The organism is Halobacillus sp. GSS1 (genome assembly GCF_017307035.1).
Classification (GTDB): domain Bacteria; phylum Bacillota; class Bacilli; order Bacillales; family Halobacillaceae; genus Halobacillus; species Halobacillus litoralis.
Genome location: NZ_JAFLHE010000001.1, coordinates 958,746 through 975,089 on the forward strand (window position 1 = coordinate 958,746; position 16,344 = coordinate 975,089).

Consider the following 16,344-nt stretch of genomic DNA (forward strand, 5'->3'; position numbering starts at 1 on the left):
TTTAAGCCCTTTGCTGTTTATTCGGTATCATTTGCTTTAAATTCTGCTCGATGTGATCGGCGGTTAATCCAATTTCTTCCCAAAGCTTTTGGACACTGCCGTGTTCGATGAAGCGATCCGGCACACCCATACGCTTGACCCACTGAGAGGAATATTCATTTTCTTCTGCAAACTCTAAAACGCTTGAACCGAATCCACCTTGAAGGACACCTTCTTCTACAGTAAGGATTGGGAGACCTGCTTTCATGATGTCATGAAGCATGGCATCATCCAATGGCTTGATGAATCGCGCATTCACGACTTTTACGGAACGGCCAGCCTTTTCCATTTTTTCACTAGCTTCAAGAGCCATATCAATGGTCGTACCAAAGGTTAGGATTACAGCATCCTTTCCTTCTTTTAAGACTTCCCAGCTTCCTATAGGAATGATTTCGGGCTGGTCATCTGTTTGTACACCTTTTGCATTGCCTCTTGGATAACGTATCGCAAATGGACCATCATCATAATGAGTGGCTGTGTGAACAAGGTGTTGCGCTTCATTTTCGTCCTTAGGCATGGAAATCACAAAATTCGGAACAGAGCGTAGGAATGCGATATCGAAAACACCCTGATGTGTCTCACCATCAGCTCCTACCAATCCCGCTCGATCAATGCCGAAAATTACATTTAATTTTTGCCTTGCTACATCATGGACGACCTGGTCATATCCTCTTTGTAAAAAAGTGGAATAGATAGCCAAAAATGGTTTCATACCCTGTGTTGCAAGACCGGCAGACATTGTCGTTGCATGCTGTTCAGCTATGCCCACATCAAAGAGTCGATCCGGAAATTCTTCACCGAATTTTTCCAATTTAGATCCAAGAATCATTGCTGGTGTTACGGCAACAATCCGATCATCTTTCCTTGCTTCTTTGCTCAAAGCATCACTGATAACCGAACTCCACGCAGGTGGAGCATCTACAGGTTTAATTTTTTCACCGGACTCCATCTTATATGGTCCTACCCCGTGCCATTTATCTTTCACGTCAGTCTCTGCCGGGTGATAGCCTTTTCCTTTTTGTGTCATCACATGGACGATGACAGGTCCGTCCGTCTTTTTCGCGTAATTCAAGTTCTCGATGAGATCATCAAAATCATGACCATCTACTGGCCCATAGTACGTAAAACCAAGCTCTTCAAAGAACATACCAGGGACAACAAAATATTTCATGCTGTCCTTCAACCGTTCAGCAGCCTGCGCAATTCTTCCTCCGACAGCAGGAATTTTCTTTAATACCCACTCAAGGTCGTCTTTCACGCGATGGTATTTCCCTGCGCTTCTCATTCTTCCCAGCGCACCGTGAAGAGCCCCCACATTTTTAGCGATCGACATTTCATTGTCATTAAGGATAACGGTTACATTCTTCTTCTCGTGTCCAATATGGTTCAGGGCTTCTAAAGCCATTCCACCTGTAAGTGCTCCATCACCGATGATCGGTAAAATGGAATGCTTTTCTTTTTTCAAATCTCTTGCAATGGCCATTCCCATCGCTGCAGATAAGGATGTGGAACTGTGGCCTGTCTCCCAGACATCATGTTCACTTTCGTCGCGTTTCGGGAAGCCGCAAAGGCCTTTGTACTGGCGGAGCGTTTCGAATTGGCCACCACGGCCGGTCAAAATCTTATGGATATAGGATTGGTGCCCCACGTCCCATAAAAAACGATCTTCCGGACTTTTATACACTTTATGAAGAGCGAGGGTCAACTCAACGACTCCGAGGTTCGCGCCCAAGTGTCCTCCTGTTGTTGCCAGGTTTTCAATGAGAAACTGCCTCGTTTCATCTGCCAATTGTTCTAGTTGGTTTGTATTCATACCCTTAAGAATTGAAGGGTCTTTAATTTTACACAGATCCATTGAAGGACCCCCTTGTATTTATCTTGATTTTTTAGTGGACGACGGCGCACTTGTTACTATTCTAACTTTTAGCCGCTTTTCTAACCATGAAATGACCTTTGCAGCGAAGAAAATGATATCCGTGGACTTATTGATGGCAAAAAATTTCCCAAGCGCTTTTCCACCGACAGTAAGTGCAGCTACAATACTTGTCAGGATCACAGATATTACGATTTGCACTGTTGATCCATCACTATAGCCGAAGTTATTGGCCAGTTGGATGACCACAACCGCAGATGCCGTACCACTAACTATACCAGATATATCCCCTATTACGTCATTACAGAAACTTGCAAATCGATCCGCATTTCTGACTATAGCAATCGCTTCTTTAGCTCCGTTCACCTTTTCAGACGCCATCGCATGGAAAGGCTGCTCCTGTGCAGCGGTGGCTGCGATACCCAGCATATCGAAAACGACACCCGTAAAGACGATAATGAATACAAGGACGAGTCCGATGATCCATACGACACCACTTAAAACGGAAGAAGATATAACTGAAAAAATAGCCGCTAACACGAATGTGATAACGGCGATACTCAAACTGAATTTTAAAGATTTTTTTAATTTGTTATCCATATATACCCTCTATATCACTAAATTGACGTGTCTTATGTAAGGAAAGGAATGGTCATGATTTAAGTAAAAATTGCGGCTTAGGTCTAGTAGGTTTTCCCAGTCGAGTACCGAATGTCACCATTCTGGCGGTTCCCCTTTAAACTCGACTCAGCCCCGTCTCCGGCAGCTGGACTAGATTGCCACTTAGTCCGCACTATAATTCCTAAATCATGTCCTTGGAACAGTCTAGGGGATTTCCCCGACAGCCTTTAGCCGTTCCTTAGCCTCTTTTGCAGTTCTGATTTCATATAGTTTCTGCACCAGCACCTCAGTGGCCATCTGAAGCTGCATGATGTTCACTGACTATAATCCCCTCAAGAACCACTCAAGGCAGGCTACGCTGCGCATATAGATGTTACTCCATATGCTGCAGGTTCATACCCCATTTCATAACAGCATCTGGCTCAGATGCCATTACAATAATGGGCCTCCGCGGAAGCAGGGTCAACGCCCACATGCCTTTGTGGATCGCCCTGCGACCTTAACTCCCAGCATCGACCCAAGGCTGGGCGCCTCAAGCCAACACAAGGAACTTCATCGATGTGCCCTTCGGCGGATTTTTAGGCCCGCCTTCAGGAACGGAGGGCCGACTAGAATACTGCACCATTCCTTCTGTAATGATAATATATCACATTTTGTCATGTGGCTCAATCGAAATCATTCACGTCAATGATCACGGTTACTCAAATAGTGAATGAGCTCAGAAAGAGTGGTTCCCTCTACTCCTGCATTTTTGAGAGCTTGTTGAGCCTTTTGGACATATTTATCCTTTTGAGCTATAGCTCCATCTAATCCCAGAAGCTTGGGATAAGTGCTTTTATGGTTGCCTTCATCACTTCCTGCAGGTTTACCGATAACCTCCGAATCACCAGTGACATCAAGAATGTCGTCTTGAATTTGGAAAACAAGACCCAGGGCTTCAGCCATCTCGGTCATTTCTTCTAGTACTTCTGCTGACGCTCCGCCTAAATACGCTCCAGCGAGGATAGAGAACCTCAGCAATTGCCCTGTTTTATTTCTATGAATATTTTCAAGGGCTTCTAAAGTGATTTCAGTACCTTCACTGAGCATGTCCTGCATTTGACCTTCAACCATACCTCTCGAACCGCTGGCTTTCGTCAATTCTCTGACTAAAAAGACGCGTTCAGCATCACTTAAACCCGCATCTTCTGTAATCACCTGTGAACTCAGAGTCAATAATGCATCTCCTGCAAGGATTGCCGTTGCTTCATCGAAGCGCTTGTGATTCGTTGGTTTTCCTCGTCTTAAATCATCATCGTCCATGGCAGGTAGATCATCATGAATCAGGGAGTAAGTATGGACCATTTCAAGGGCTGAGGCTACTCCTATCACTTTCTCTTCAGGAACTCGAAAAGCTTGAGCAGTCGCCATTAATAAAATAGGGCGCAGCCTTTTTCCCCCAGCGTGTATGGAATATAACATGGAATCCTGAAGACGTCCTGAAACCGTATAGTCGCGGACAAGCATTTCCAGCTGCTGATTAATTCGTTGTCTTTTTTCTGTAAGATATTCAGCTAAATGCACTGCTCAGTCTTCCTCCTGGACAGAGAAGGGTTCCAACTCTCCGTGTTCATTCATGATCTGCTGCATTTGAGTCTCCACATTTCCAAGCTTTTCACTACAAAGCTTGGAGAGCTTCATGCCTTCCTGATAATACTGAATCGCTTTTTCCAAGGGAACTTCTCCTGTTTCTAACTTCTCCACGATCTCTTCGAGCTGTTTCATCGCTTCCTCAAAACTGATGGTTTCCTGCTTATCTGTCATTTTCATCCTCCTTTACCTCCGTTACGTGACAATCAACGATTCCGTCTTGCATTTTCAAGGAAAGGGATTGACCTTTTGTAATCTCAGAAGTACTTTTTATGACGTCTCCTGCTGAATCAAAGGGAACAGCGAAGCCTCGCTTCATAATGTCTAAAGGATTGACTAAGGTCAGTTTATCGACATTCGTATAGAAGCGTTCCTTTTTATGCTGAAAAAGGGACTCAAACCGCTTCTGCAATTGTTTCTTTTGCCGTTCCAGAGATTCTGCACCTTCTTTAATCTTCAATTCCGGACCTTGCTGTCGTAACCTTCGAGCCATGTTTCCCCACTGAACATGGCTCGCTTGATGGAGGTGCTTCATTTGGATTGCCATACGTTCAATAACCCGATCCAAATCCTGCTCTTTTTGTTTCATCATCTGTTCAGGATATTTAAAAGCATATGATTTTTTCAGACGTTCCAATTGCTGCTTGGCCTCTGTCTTTTTCACTTCCATTACCCTATGGAGGCGATGATCCATCGACTTGACCTGATCCTTCAACTCTACAATTGACGGAACAGCAATTTCAGCAGCTCCTGTAGGAGTCGCTGCCCTTACATCTGCCACAAAATCACTGATGGTTGTGTCAGTTTCATGACCCACAGCTGAGATGATGGGAATTTCAGAGGCCGCGATCGCTCTGGCAACCACCTCTTCATTAAACCCCCATAAATCTTCAATAGAACCACCGCCCCTGCCAACAATAAGCACATCAACATCCATTTTTTCGTTCGCATATTGAATAGCATTGACAACAGAAGAGGCCGCTCGCTCACCTTGGACAAGGACAGGCAAAACTGTGACTGGTACGATAGGATAACGCCTTTTTATCGTTGTCATGATATCCCGTACAGCTGCTCCCGTCGGAGAAGTAATGACACCAATGTGTTTTGGGTATGTAGGGAGAGGCTTTTTACGTTCAAGTGAAAATAAGCCCTCTTTTTCCAATCGTTCCTTTAATTGCTCAAAAGCGTAATAAAGGGCTCCGATCCCGTCCGGTTGCATCTCTTTAATATACAACTGATATTGTCCCATAGGTTCATAAACATTGATTTCCCCTTTGACAAGGACATTCATTCCATTTTCAGGAATGAATTTCAGGGACCGGTTGTTCCCAGCAAACATAACAGACTGAATTCGGGCCTGGTCATCTTTTAAGGAAAGATACATATGCCCTCGACTGTGGTGTTTGAAATTCGAAATTTCTCCTCTGAGCCAAACCGTTTTCAAATGCGGATCCCCTGAAAGTTTACGTTTAATGTACTTCGTTAGTGCCGTAACGCTCAAGTACTGATCCTGCATACCCATCCTCCTTACTGATTATGAATTCGCTTAGCAGCTTTAATCGTATTATGGAGGAGCATAGTGATGGTCATCGGACCTACACCTTTAGGAACGGGAGTGATATGGGAAGCTACTTCTTTCGCAGACTCAAAGTCCACATCCCCTGTCAGCTTACCATCCACACGGTTAACTCCAACATCGATCACAACCGCTCCCTCTTTGATATCTTCGCCAGAGATCAAGGAAGGTTTACCTGCAGCAACGATAAGAATATCTGCCTGCTTCGTGTGTGACTGCAAATGTTTAGTACGGGAGTGACAATGGGTAACGGTTGCGTTTTCGTTAAGCAGCAATTGACCTACAGGTTTCCCTACCAGGTTACTTCGACCAATGATGACCACGTGCTTTCCTTCAAGCTTAATGTCTGCGCGTTTAAGCATGACAAGGATTCCATATGGTGTACATGGATAAAAGGTGTCCTGGCCTGTCATCATTTTTCCGACATTCGCCGGATGAAATCCATCCACATCTTTATCTGGATGGATGGCTTCAATGATTTTTTGGTCAGAAATATGGTCAGGTACTGGTAACTGAACAAGAATTCCATGAACAGTATGGTCCTGGTTTAACTTTTCAATTAAGTCCAGCAGTTCTCGTTCGGAAGTTTCTACTGGTAATTCAATCAGATCAGAATCCATACCGATTTTCTCGGAAGCGCGCTGCTTTCCTTTTACGTAAGACATGGAAGCAGGATCTTCACCTAAGATGACAACGACCAGTTTCGGACGAATATCCTTTGTATGCAGTTCACTCACTTCATTTTTCATTTCTTGACGCAGATCTTCTGCCAGTTGTTTTCCATAGATCACTTCTGCTGACATATCCCATTTCCCCCTTATTTGTTTAAACCATTTTAGATAATACGCCGTTCACAAACTTACCGGATTCCTCTTCTCCGAAAATTTTTGCGAGCTCGATCGCTTCATTTATCGCTACTTGCGAAGGGACGTCTTCTTTGTATTTTATTTCGTAGGCTGCCATGCGCAGGACAGTCTTCTCTACTTTGGCTAACCGTGGGAACGTCCAATTGTCAAGATTGTCAGAAATCCACTGATCCAACTCTTCTCGATTTTGGATGACTCCATGTACAAGATCATATAAAAACTCGTCCACTTCCTGGCCTTCGACTACATGAGCAATGGCCTCATCGGTTTCAATATCACTCGTAATCGTTTGAAAAAGCGCCTGGAAAGCTTTTTCACGTGCTGTGCGTCGTTTCATCTTCATTCTCCTTTAAGGTAATATCCGTTAGAATAATAACATTTTAGCTTGATAAAAGCCATTGTAATCAGGTGATAGCAAAATTTTGCCGCTCATCAAATCGAAAGGGCCAGGAGTAAAACAAAAAATCAGAAAGGGGTCTCCCCCTTTCTGATTACTCTTACAATTCTTCTACTTCCACTTCTTCCTCTTTCCCTGTTTCCATTTGTACGCCGACAATGTGGACATTGATTTCATTAATATCAAGTGCTGTCATGTTTTTAAGCGCCTGCCTTGTGTTGTCCTGAATTTTCTGTGCCGTGTCAGGTATGGAAATTCCATAATCCATGACTACATAAGCATCAATCAAGACACCATTCTCAGTGAGCTCCACCTTCACGCCTTTTCCGTGGTTCTTCTTACCACCAAGACGCTCAGCTACGCCTGATGCAAAATTGCCTCTCATCGAAGCAACACCAGCCACTTCTGAAACAGCAATTCCAGCGATCACTTCAATGACTTCAGGAGCAATCTCGATGTTACCTAATGTCGATCCATCTGTCACATTCAACAATTGCTTATCACTCACAATGACCACTCCTTTTTATGATTCATCCTTCATTATAGTATATTTCTCTAAAAACTTTGTGTTAAAGTCTCCGCCAACAAATACTTCATGTTCCATCATCCGTTGGTGGAAAGGAATTGTAGTATGAACCCCTTCAATGACGAATTCATCAAGGGCACGCTTCATCCGGCGAATCGCTTCATCTCTATCACGACCATACGTGATCAGCTTAGCGACCATAGAATCATAATAAGGCGGGATCATGTAGCCAGGATATGCTGCTGAGTCCACTCTGACACCAAGACCTCCAGGAGGAAGGTACATATCGATTTTCCCCGCCGAAGGCATAAAGTTTTTGTGAGGGTTTTCTGCATTGATCCTGCATTCAATGGACCAGCCTTCGAATTCAATCTCTTCCTGTTTGAAAGAAAGTTCATTGTTGTCTGCAATCAATAACATTTCTTTAATCAAATCTACACCTGTAACCATTTCCGTAACTGGGTGCTCCACCTGAATTCTTGTGTTCATTTCCATGAAGTAGAAAGAATCATCTTCTTTGTCATAGATGAACTCAACGGTACCCGCACCTGAATAGTTGACGGCAAGAGCTGCTTTTACTGCTGCATCTCCCATTTTCGCACGCATTTCCTCCGTAATCGCCGGAGATGGCGTTTCCTCAATCAACTTCTGTAGGCGGCGTTGAATGGTACAGTCCCTTTCACCAAGGTGTACGGCGTTACCATGGTTATCGGCAAGTACTTGAATTTCGACGTGGCGGAAATCTTCAATGAACTTTTCGATATAGACGCCAGGGTTACCGAAAGCTGTCTCTGCTTCCTGCTGCGTCATACGAATTCCTTTTTTCAAATCTTCTTCGTTGCGGGCTACACGAATACCTTTACCGCCCCCGCCTGCTGTTGCCTTGATAATGACTGGGTAACCGATCTCTTCAGCTACTTTCAGCCCTTCCTCTTCATCCTTGATAATACCTGATGAACCAGGAACAACCGGTACCCCTGCTTCTCTCATCGTTTCACGAGCGACGTCCTTCGTCCCCATCTTTTGAATGGCGTAAGAGGATGGCCCAATGAAAGTAATGTTACACTCTTCACACATCTCAGCGAACTCTGCATTTTCCGAAAGGAAGCCGTATCCTGGATGGATCGCATCTGTCTCCGTCAATGTAGCTAGGCTCATAATGTTCGTGTAATTCAAATAACTATCTTTACTGAGCGTCGGTCCAACACAATACGCTTCATCAGCCATCTGAACGTGCAACGCTTCTTTGTCAGCTTCGGAATAAACCGCTACCGTTTCAATCCCCATCTCTTTACAAGCGCGGATGACACGCACAGCGATTTCTCCTCTGTTTGCTATCAGAACTTTTTTAATCAACGTCTCAAACCCCCGTTTACTTGGACTTCACACGGAACAACGGCTGACCATATTCCACTAGTTCACCGTCTTTAACGAGAATCTCAACGATTTCCCCTGATACTTCCGCTTCAATCTCATTAAATAATTTCATCGCTTCAACGATACAGACGACGGAATCTTCTTTAACTGAGTCTCCGACTTTCACATACACATCCTCTTCAGGTGAAGGAGATGCATAGAAAGTTCCGACCATCGGTGATTTCACCTCTGCATCGTAATCGGCACTACCTTGGGCTTTTGGAGCTTCGCTTTCTGCTGCTTCTTCTTTGACCTCTTGTTTAGGCGCTTGCACGGCAGCTTCTTGTTTAGGCTCTGTTTCTGGTGGAGCTTGTACTGGCTGTTGGACTTGTACTGGTTCAGCAACAACCTGTCCCTGTGGCTTTTTCATGTGAACTTTAGTTCCATTTGCTTCATAAGAAAACTCATCGATATTGGATTGATCAATCAATTTAATGATTTCTCTGATTTCTTGTACCTTTAGCATTTGTGGCACCCCTCTTATGTAAAGTTACTTTTTATAAACTGGTACTAATACCTCTTCATATTCTATTATACATTACCACCTCCCTGCAACTCGCTACAAGAATAACCTCCAGTAATATTCTGACAACTATCCCACAATAGCTCCCATTTCTGGAAAGCTCAGCACCGATACTTTTGTTGAGTTGATGGGGGCTGCGAGACTCCTGTTAGAATGGATTGGCTGGCAAGACCCCACAGTGCGAAGCACGAGAAGGCTTGCCGTCATCTCCCCAGGAAAGTGAGTAGCTTCCCTGCCACCCATGACACTCAATACAGCAACGAGACACAAACATTTCGAAACTGAGTGTCCTACAATCCTGCCAGATAGCTTAATAAATGAAGACAAACGACACAAAAGCCTCACTCCTTTTTTGAAGGAGTGAGGCTTTTGTTTTATTTTCAGCCTGCTGGCTGGAATTGTACTTGGACTTCTTTCTGGCCAAATTCGTCAGAGACCATTTGGATGATGTTGTTCGTTTCTGTTTTCGATAGTTCAGCTGCTTTCACCGTAACGTGGACGACATCATCTTCCGCTCTTACTAGTACATCATCATAGGAAGCACTGGCACGAATGGTATTTTCGATGATGGATTCTTTGGATTGGTTGGCTTTGATTGTCTCCATTTTTTCTAAGGCTTCATTTTTTTCTTCTGTACTAAAATCACTGGAGGCAACGATTTCTGATAGCTGTTCTTGCATTTGATCCCGTTGATTTTGCATATCGAGGCGGATGGCTGAGAAAAGCTCGTCTGTAGAAATCTGAGAGATGACTGTGCCATCGCCAGTAGTTTCTACCCCTTCTTCGCCAGCAGCATCTTCTGTAATCTCTGCCCATTCATCTTCCTGTATAAAGGCCATTTCACCATTGTCCGGGGAAGTCATGTAATATACGCTCAGCACAATCAAGAGACTCAACATTGTCAACAACCAAACCGTTTGTTTTTTAACCAAAGTAACCCCTCCTTATTGTTTAGGCAAAACAGAAATCCTGTGAGTCGGGACATCCAAAACTCTAGAGACAGCTTCCACCACCCATGCTTTCACCTGCATTTGATCGACCCCCGCAGCTGTTACGAAAACTCCGCTTACCTCCGGTTTAGATGTTTGCGTTAGCAGCGGAACCTCCCGATCGCCTTGGCGGACGAGAACTAACTGCTGTTCTCTCGAATAATCCTCAATTTCACGTTCCCCTCCGTTCTTATCATTTTCTTTGGTTGTTTGTTTTCCGACGATTAAATTTTTATCGTACACTTTTTTATGTGTCGATGACAGGTTGATCATAATGTCCACAGCGGATACCCCTTGAATGTTTTCAAGAAGAGGCTTAAGCTGTTTTTCATACTCTTTTTCCAACTGGGAAATAGAGTCCGTCATTTCAGGAGTCTGTGCAGCCGCTGCGTTCTCCCCGGCTTGACTTGGCACATTTCCTTCATCGAGGGCCGGTGAAGGAGAATCGCTCGGCTGGAACCAATTGCTTGTTAGAATTATCAACACTCCGATAATGCCAATGGCGATTAAATACTTAGTCTTATTCAGCTTTCTCCCCTCTTTGTTAGATAGAGGTTCCGTCAGCTTGTTCCACCATTTATTCATCCTCATCCTCCCAGCGGATAATGATTTGTTCCTTGTTCAAGTCAAGATAGTCAGCGATCCATTTTATTAATTCTGGATCTTGTTTTTCTTCTTCTGTCTCCCCTTCTTCCATGATAGAGATCTCTACATCTTCGACCGACTGGGTCTGTTCATCACGTGAAAGCGTGAGGGTCAGCTTGTCCAACGTTTCTAAACTGTAAGGCTGTTGATGGAAGCTCATTTCAGCATTGACGAGAACCAGGTTTTGTTCTTCTTTCAATGGCGTTTCAATTTCAGCTGCAAGCGCCTGGGTAACTTGTTCTAATTTATATGCATCTTGTCCTTCGAGTATTTCATTTTTCTTTGCTTCTACATTTTCCTCAAATACTTCTGCGTCCATTTGTTGCTGCATGGTCTGGTCAGCGCGTTGTATAAGACTCTCAGGATCAATGTTTAAAATTTGTAAGAGTGGCCCCATAAAGATCAGTAGCAGCAAAATAGACATGACCAGACGGGCGTACTTCTTCATGACACCGGACGGGAGAAGGGCGTCTGCTACCATCGCCAATAAAAGAAAGAGAACAATCTTTGTGATCCACTCAATGAGATACTCCATATTCACCACCCTATCTGACCATCATCGTAATATTACTAGCCGCCACCATAATGACGATGACAAGAAAGAACATCATAGAAACCATTAATAGTGCAGCAAAAATATAAAGAATGTGCCTGCTGACAACGTCCATCGCCTGAATGATCGGCCCGTCCCCGAGTGGCTGAAGAAGAGCTGCAGCAATTTTGTAAATGAGAGCAATGGCTAACACCTTAATAGCTGGAAATATTGCGATTCCAAGTAATATGACCACTCCGGCAATTCCCAGGGTGTTTTTTAGTACAAGGGAAGCCCCAAGGATTGTATCGGTGGCATCCGTGAACAACCTCCCCACAACAGGAACAAAATTTCCGGTAACAAAACGAGCGGTTTTCATTGTGATCCCATCCTGTACCGCAGTCACTGTACCCTGAACAGATATCACACCAAGAAAGATAGTTAAAAACACTCCCATGATCGCCATACCTGTTTTTCTTAGAAGTTCAGCCAGTTGATCTACTTTGTATGTCTCATTCAAACTTCCCACAATTAACAAAAGAGCGGAGGAAGCAAACAATGGAATCAGTAAGTACTTGACCAGCAGGCCGCTTGATTGGACAAGAGCAATAATAATAGGGTGAAAAAAGGATATGGACATCAGGTGACTGAAGGAAGCCATGATTCCAAGAAGCAGAGGAATCAACCCAATCATGAAGCTGCTCATTCGTTCAATGGCCCCTAGTGTATATTCAATGACTTGCCTAAAACTCTCCAGTGCAAGCGTCAACAAAACAAGGTAAACCACCATGTATGCAATCTTACTGACTACAGAATCCTCAAATGCCGACTGCACCGAGTGAAGCAAAGTACTGAAAAGTGTTAAGAACAATAAGGAAGCAAGTAACTTCCCGTTGAAGAGAAGCTCATGAAAGAAGAATTCCAGTATTCCTGAAAACCAATCCGATGATTCAACCGAACTTTCACTTTGGATAAATTCACGAAAGTTATTCGTATGAAAATTGGGAAGATACTCTCCATACTGCTGGTTCAATTGATTCCAATTGTCCTCCAACTCTTCTGTAGATATATGATCGAGCATAGAAATATCAGGATCAGCAGGGGAGGGAGATGCAGCAACGATGATTGGAGAGTTCAAGCAACCGATCACGATTAGACAACACAACAACATCCGTTTCATGGCATCCCTCCCGAGTTTCCTATGCACCTGGAATGAAATTCAAAATGGTCTCGATCACAGCTGTTACAATCGGTATGGCAAGCATTAATATAAACAATTTCCCTGCTAATTCCACTTTAGAAGCCAGGGAGTTGAGCCCGGCATCTCGAATAAGTTGGGCTCCAAATTCTGCGATATAGGCAATGCCGATGATTTTCAAGATCGTCTTGAAATACATAGGTTCAACCTGAGCCTTTTCAGCCATGTAAGACAATAGTGCAAAGATATGCCTGACCTGATCAAGAATGGTTAAAAACAGGATGATGACCGTGAATAAAAGGAGAAGAAAAGCGACCGAAGATTTGTGTTCCTTTAATAGTAAAATCAACAGGGCCGCTACTAATCCTAATGAAACAATTTGAATAATATCCATGGGTTACCCCTGATAAAGGAAAACAGACTTGATTTGCTGAAACAGATCAGCGAGCCTGTGGAGTACAATAAATAAGACAATGATGAAACCAGTCAAAGTCACAGCCTGTGCAATTTCTTCTTTACCCATCTGTTTCAGGATGCTGTGGATCATCGCGACAATAATACCTACACCAGCTATTTGGAATAATATCGTTGCATCTTGGAGCACAATGCCTCTTCCCCCTTTTGTAAAATGCCTATACCTTCTAAATGATTAAAATAATGACAAGCAGCCCGCTTAATATCCCCATTCCTTTCGCCATCTTTTGATATTGATCACCGACTTCCAGGGCATCATTCAGTTCGCGGTCCAGGTGATGAATGGTTAGTTGGATCTGTTTTTGCTGCTGCTCCAGGTCGTGCTGGCCAAGCGTCCTTCCAAACTGCATCAGTATTTCTAATTCGTTTTTCCCCATCGCGTTTAATGACCAGTGTTTCTTTAGCTGCTTCGACCACAAGGAATAGAAGTCATCCCAAACTCCATTTTCATTCAGAATACCTTCAAAAAACTGGTTAATGGGTTTCGGTAAATGTCTGGATAAATTCTCACACATTTCCAGCAACGAAGATTGTCCAAAAATCATCTCAGCTTCTATCATCTGTAAAGCGTTTTTCCATTGCCGAATATGCCCTGGGCGCTTTTTGAAACGGGAAGCCATATCAAACCCTGCCCAGGTCGTAACGGTTAACACGATGACAGCCCCGATCCATTGCATTTGATTCCCTCCCCTTCCCATGGCCTAGTACTTCTCCCGATTGATCAAATACTGTCCATCTTCTTTCTTTCTGAGGAGACATCCGTTCCAAGACAACATAACGTTGAAACACTTCCTCCTCCATCAACTGTTTTGCTGATGGACGTTTCCTGATTCCAGTAAAACTCTGACCATGAATACTGCATATAACTTCTACACCTGTATACGTCGCCTCACGGACAGCTTCGGCATCTTTCTGTCCACCTATTTCATCTACAATTAACACTTCTGGCGACATGGAACGGATCATCATCATCATGCCTTCCGCTTTAGGACAAGCATCCATCACATCTGTGCGGAACCCAACATCCAGTTGAGGGACCCCTTTCATGCTTGCAGCTATTTCGGAACGCTCGTCCACAATGGCGACTTTCGCTGCGCTGTATCCCTTATGATCAGATCCAATGTAACGCGCCAATTCCCGCAGGAGTGTGGTTTTCCCTGAATGTGGAGGTCCGATAACCATCGTACTCATCCACCGCCCCGCTTGATAAAGGTATGGGATAAGAGGCTCAACATTCCCTGAAGTAGCTCTAGCAACCCTAATGTTCATAAATGATATGTGCTTTAGTGTTTCGACATGATCTTGATGGGTGTTCGTCTTTCCAGCCAAACCTACCCTGTGGCCACCCTCAATCGTAATAAAACCCTCTTTCAACTCTTCCTTAAAACGGTAGAGGGAGAACTGACTGATCTGGTTCAGGACGAAAGAGAGGTGATCAACAGTCATCACTACAGCCTCAATGGAATCATGACGATTATTTTCAAGAACCTCTATCGGACGACCAATCCTTAAACGGATCTCCTGCACACTCTTCCACTGGACCTCACTTTTTAAGAGATGTTGGATAGAGGGTGGGAACAAACGTATAATCTCCTTCATCCTCTCCTACTCCTTTATTAGGTTTACTTCATATGTATGTGCTTCTTACGGGCTTATGACTGTGAAATGGTATAAAACTAGAAGATTTTGAGAGAGGAACTAGAGGGGTGATAGAGCAGTTGATAGAAACTATTTACCACACTCATATTAAGCTATATGGCAGGTTTCTTGAATACTCAGTTTCGGGACTTTCCGGGGTTCGTTGCCAGGGTTGAGCGTCAGGGGTGGTTGGGAAGCTACTCGCTTTCCAACCACCCCATTCAAAGAGGGGGTTAACGAAGCCCTTCACCAAAGTTGGATGGTCTTCCACTATCCCGGTTTTTGTAGGCATAAAACGCTCTGTATCAAGCTTTCAGGGTTCAAGTACCTCGGCTTGGGAGTATTATCCTTATACTCTCATCAAATAGAATAGCTGATTATTCATGAAGTGGTTTCGACACACTGATATAGCAAAGGGGCGGAGGGGAATGGCGAGACTCCTATCTTAAGTGTGCAGGCGCCTTGATCAGCGGCGTATGGACTGGACTGAGCTGGAGGAGATAAAGGAAACACGAAGAACGAAGTGATTCGATGTTGACTTATCGTACAGAAGCGAGGGAAGTCTCACTAGACGCTAGGCGCCGGAACCGGATATCTAGGAGGAAAAAGTGCAGGGTGAGACCCCACAGGACGCAGTCCGAGGAGGCTCACCGCGCTCCCGCGGAAAGCGAGCTATTCCCCGCAGCCCCCATCCACTCAACAAAAGTCTCGAAACTGAGTCTTCCACAAACGGGAGCTTATATGGAAAAGTCTTTTCCTTGGGTCATAGATATTTCACACAAAAAAAAAGAACCTGTCCGGATCGGACAAGTTCTTTTCGAAGCGCAAAATTATGCACGGGATACGTATTTGCCATCTGTCGTACTGATGACCAATACTTCCCCTTCATTGATGAAGAATGGCACTTGAACAGTAAGCCCGGTTTCAAGCGTTGCAGGTTTTGTACCGCCACTTGCTGTGTCACCTTTAATGCCAGGTTCTGTTTCTGTAACTTCAAGCTCAACGTTTTTCGGCAGTTCAACACCGATTGTTTCACTTTCGTATGACTGGATTTGGACTTCCATGTTCTCTTTCAAATAGTTCAATTGTTCCTGGATAGTAGCTGTAGGAATTTCCACTTGTTCATATGTCTCCATATCCATGAACGCGTGCATATCGCCATTCGCATAAAGATATTGCATTTTGCGGTTTTCAATGTGAGCACGTTCTACTTTTTCACCACCACGGAACGTTTTTTCCTGAATATTTCCGTTGCGGAGGTTACGGAGTTTCGAACGAACAAAGGCCGCTCCTTTTCCTGGTTTTACGTGTTGGAAATCCATTACTTGCCAAATATCTCCATCCACTTCAATCGTTAGACCTGTACGAAAATCGTTTACTGAAATCATTTGTCTTCCTCCTT

19 protein-coding genes are annotated in these 16,344 nt (G+C 44.0%); all 19 read right to left on the reverse strand.

What is annotated here, in order from left to right; translation table 11 throughout:
- Position 1: 1 nt before the first annotated feature.
- A complete protein-coding gene (gene dxs, locus J0K78_RS05065) occupies positions 2 to 1,894 on the reverse strand; it encodes a 1-deoxy-D-xylulose-5-phosphate synthase (RefSeq protein WP_206945681.1) in 1,893 nt (630 codons plus the stop codon).
- A gap of 18 nt (positions 1,895 to 1,912) precedes the next feature.
- Positions 1,913 to 2,512, reverse strand: a complete 600-nt coding sequence (locus tag J0K78_RS05070; RefSeq protein WP_089651773.1) for a hypothetical protein — start codon at positions 2,510 to 2,512, stop codon at positions 1,913 to 1,915.
- Between the two features lie 705 nt (positions 2,513 to 3,217).
- Positions 3,218 to 4,096 carry a polyprenyl synthetase family protein gene (locus J0K78_RS05075; RefSeq protein ID WP_370551061.1) on the reverse strand — a complete coding sequence of 293 codons (879 nt, stop codon included), beginning with the start codon at positions 4,094 to 4,096 and terminating at the stop codon, positions 3,218 to 3,220.
- 3 nt (positions 4,097 to 4,099) lie between these two features.
- Complete coding sequence (locus J0K78_RS05080; RefSeq protein ID WP_089651772.1) at positions 4,100 to 4,336, reverse strand: exodeoxyribonuclease VII small subunit; 237 nt, start codon at positions 4,334 to 4,336, stop codon at positions 4,100 to 4,102.
- The gene (gene xseA, locus J0K78_RS05085) at positions 4,326 to 5,678 is read right to left on the reverse strand and encodes an exodeoxyribonuclease VII large subunit (protein ID WP_206945682.1); all 1,353 of its coding nucleotides are present in this window, start codon (positions 5,676 to 5,678) and stop codon (positions 4,326 to 4,328) included. Before xseA ends, J0K78_RS05080 begins: the two co-directional genes overlap by 11 nt.
- 11 nt (positions 5,679 to 5,689) lie before the next feature.
- The gene (gene folD, locus J0K78_RS05090) at positions 5,690 to 6,541 is read right to left on the reverse strand and encodes a bifunctional methylenetetrahydrofolate dehydrogenase/methenyltetrahydrofolate cyclohydrolase FolD (protein WP_206945683.1); all 852 of its coding nucleotides are present in this window, start codon (positions 6,539 to 6,541) and stop codon (positions 5,690 to 5,692) included.
- Between the two features lie 22 nt (positions 6,542 to 6,563).
- Complete coding sequence (gene nusB, locus J0K78_RS05095) at positions 6,564 to 6,941, reverse strand: transcription antitermination factor NusB (RefSeq protein ID WP_206945684.1); 378 nt, start codon at positions 6,939 to 6,941, stop codon at positions 6,564 to 6,566.
- 160 nt (positions 6,942 to 7,101) lie between these two features.
- On the reverse strand, positions 7,102 to 7,509 hold the full coding sequence (locus tag J0K78_RS05100) for an Asp23/Gls24 family envelope stress response protein (RefSeq protein WP_160914924.1): 408 nt from the start codon (positions 7,507 to 7,509) through the stop codon (positions 7,102 to 7,104).
- 15 nt (positions 7,510 to 7,524) lie between these two features.
- Positions 7,525 to 8,883 carry an acetyl-CoA carboxylase biotin carboxylase subunit gene (accC, locus tag J0K78_RS05105; protein WP_160914925.1) on the reverse strand — a complete coding sequence of 453 codons (1,359 nt, stop codon included), beginning with the start codon at positions 8,881 to 8,883 and terminating at the stop codon, positions 7,525 to 7,527.
- Between the two features lie 16 nt (positions 8,884 to 8,899).
- A complete protein-coding gene (gene accB / locus J0K78_RS05110) occupies positions 8,900 to 9,409 on the reverse strand; it encodes an acetyl-CoA carboxylase biotin carboxyl carrier protein (RefSeq protein WP_206945685.1) in 510 nt (169 codons plus the stop codon).
- 437 nt (positions 9,410 to 9,846) lie between these two features.
- Positions 9,847 to 10,398: a SpoIIIAH-like family protein gene (locus tag J0K78_RS05115; protein WP_160914929.1), complete on the reverse strand. Its 552-nt coding sequence runs from the start codon at positions 10,396 to 10,398 to the stop codon at positions 9,847 to 9,849.
- A 12-nt stretch (positions 10,399 to 10,410) separates the two neighbouring features.
- Positions 10,411 to 11,040: a stage III sporulation protein AG gene (gene spoIIIAG, locus J0K78_RS05120; protein WP_206945686.1), complete on the reverse strand. Its 630-nt coding sequence runs from the start codon at positions 11,038 to 11,040 to the stop codon at positions 10,411 to 10,413.
- Positions 11,033 to 11,635 carry a stage III sporulation protein AF gene (spoIIIAF, locus tag J0K78_RS05125; protein WP_206945687.1) on the reverse strand — a complete coding sequence of 201 codons (603 nt, stop codon included), beginning with the start codon at positions 11,633 to 11,635 and terminating at the stop codon, positions 11,033 to 11,035. The genes spoIIIAG and spoIIIAF overlap by 8 nt, the downstream gene beginning before the upstream one ends.
- A gap of 10 nt (positions 11,636 to 11,645) precedes the next feature.
- The gene (gene spoIIIAE, locus J0K78_RS05130) at positions 11,646 to 12,812 is read right to left on the reverse strand and encodes a stage III sporulation protein AE (RefSeq protein WP_206945688.1); all 1,167 of its coding nucleotides are present in this window, start codon (positions 12,810 to 12,812) and stop codon (positions 11,646 to 11,648) included.
- Positions 12,813 to 12,831: 19 nt separating this feature from the next.
- Entirely contained in the window at positions 12,832 to 13,224 is a 393-nt protein-coding gene (spoIIIAD, locus tag J0K78_RS05135) for a stage III sporulation protein AD (protein ID WP_160914936.1), read from the reverse strand.
- A 3-nt stretch (positions 13,225 to 13,227) separates the two neighbouring features.
- Positions 13,228 to 13,434 (reverse strand): stage III sporulation protein AC, encoded by a 207-nt coding sequence (gene spoIIIAC / locus J0K78_RS05140; RefSeq protein ID WP_008637060.1) that lies wholly within the window; start codon positions 13,432 to 13,434, stop codon positions 13,228 to 13,230.
- Positions 13,435 to 13,471: 37 nt separating this feature from the next.
- The gene (gene spoIIIAB, locus J0K78_RS05145) at positions 13,472 to 13,981 is read right to left on the reverse strand and encodes a stage III sporulation protein SpoIIIAB (protein WP_206945689.1); all 510 of its coding nucleotides are present in this window, start codon (positions 13,979 to 13,981) and stop codon (positions 13,472 to 13,474) included.
- The gene (gene spoIIIAA / locus J0K78_RS05150) at positions 13,926 to 14,903 is read right to left on the reverse strand and encodes a stage III sporulation protein AA (protein ID WP_206945690.1); all 978 of its coding nucleotides are present in this window, start codon (positions 14,901 to 14,903) and stop codon (positions 13,926 to 13,928) included. Before spoIIIAA ends, spoIIIAB begins: the two co-directional genes overlap by 56 nt.
- A gap of 869 nt (positions 14,904 to 15,772) precedes the next feature.
- Complete coding sequence (gene efp, locus J0K78_RS05155) at positions 15,773 to 16,330, reverse strand: elongation factor P (RefSeq protein ID WP_160914942.1); 558 nt, start codon at positions 16,328 to 16,330, stop codon at positions 15,773 to 15,775.
- Between the last annotated feature and the right edge of the window lie 14 nt (positions 16,331 to 16,344).

Bases quoted from the DNA above. Each gene is read 5' to 3' on its own strand.
- spoIIIAE (WP_206945688.1), bottom strand. From the start codon at position 12,812: ATGAAACGGATGTTGTTGTGTTGTCTAATCGTGATCGGTTGCTTGAAC.
- dxs (WP_206945681.1), bottom strand. From the start codon at position 1,894: ATGGATCTGTGTAAAATTAAAGACCCTTCAATTCTTAAGGGTATGAAT.
- spoIIIAA (WP_206945690.1), bottom strand. From the start codon at position 14,903: ATGAAGGAGATTATACGTTTGTTCCCACCCTCTATCCAACATCTCTTA.
- spoIIIAG (WP_206945686.1), bottom strand. From the start codon at position 11,040: ATGAATAAATGGTGGAACAAGCTGACGGAACCTCTATCTAACAAAGAG.
- J0K78_RS05070 (WP_089651773.1), bottom strand. From the start codon at position 2,512: ATGGATAACAAATTAAAAAAATCTTTAAAATTCAGTTTGAGTATCGCC.
- spoIIIAF (WP_206945687.1), bottom strand. From the start codon at position 11,635: ATGGAGTATCTCATTGAGTGGATCACAAAGATTGTTCTCTTTCTTTTA.
- folD (WP_206945683.1), bottom strand. From the start codon at position 6,541: ATGTCAGCAGAAGTGATCTATGGAAAACAACTGGCAGAAGATCTGCGT.
- efp (WP_160914942.1), bottom strand. From the start codon at position 16,330: ATGATTTCAGTAAACGATTTTCGTACAGGTCTAACGATTGAAGTGGAT.
- accB (WP_206945685.1), bottom strand. From the start codon at position 9,409: ATGCTAAAGGTACAAGAAATCAGAGAAATCATTAAATTGATTGATCAA.
- nusB (WP_206945684.1), bottom strand. From the start codon at position 6,941: ATGAAACGACGCACAGCACGTGAAAAAGCTTTCCAGGCGCTTTTTCAA.
- spoIIIAD (WP_160914936.1), bottom strand. From the start codon at position 13,224: ATGGATATTATTCAAATTGTTTCATTAGGATTAGTAGCGGCCCTGTTG.
- spoIIIAB (WP_206945689.1), bottom strand. From the start codon at position 13,981: ATGCAATGGATCGGGGCTGTCATCGTGTTAACCGTTACGACCTGGGCA.
- xseA (WP_206945682.1), bottom strand. From the start codon at position 5,678: ATGCAGGATCAGTACTTGAGCGTTACGGCACTAACGAAGTACATTAAA.
- J0K78_RS05080 (WP_089651772.1), bottom strand. From the start codon at position 4,336: ATGACAGATAAGCAGGAAACCATCAGTTTTGAGGAAGCGATGAAACAG.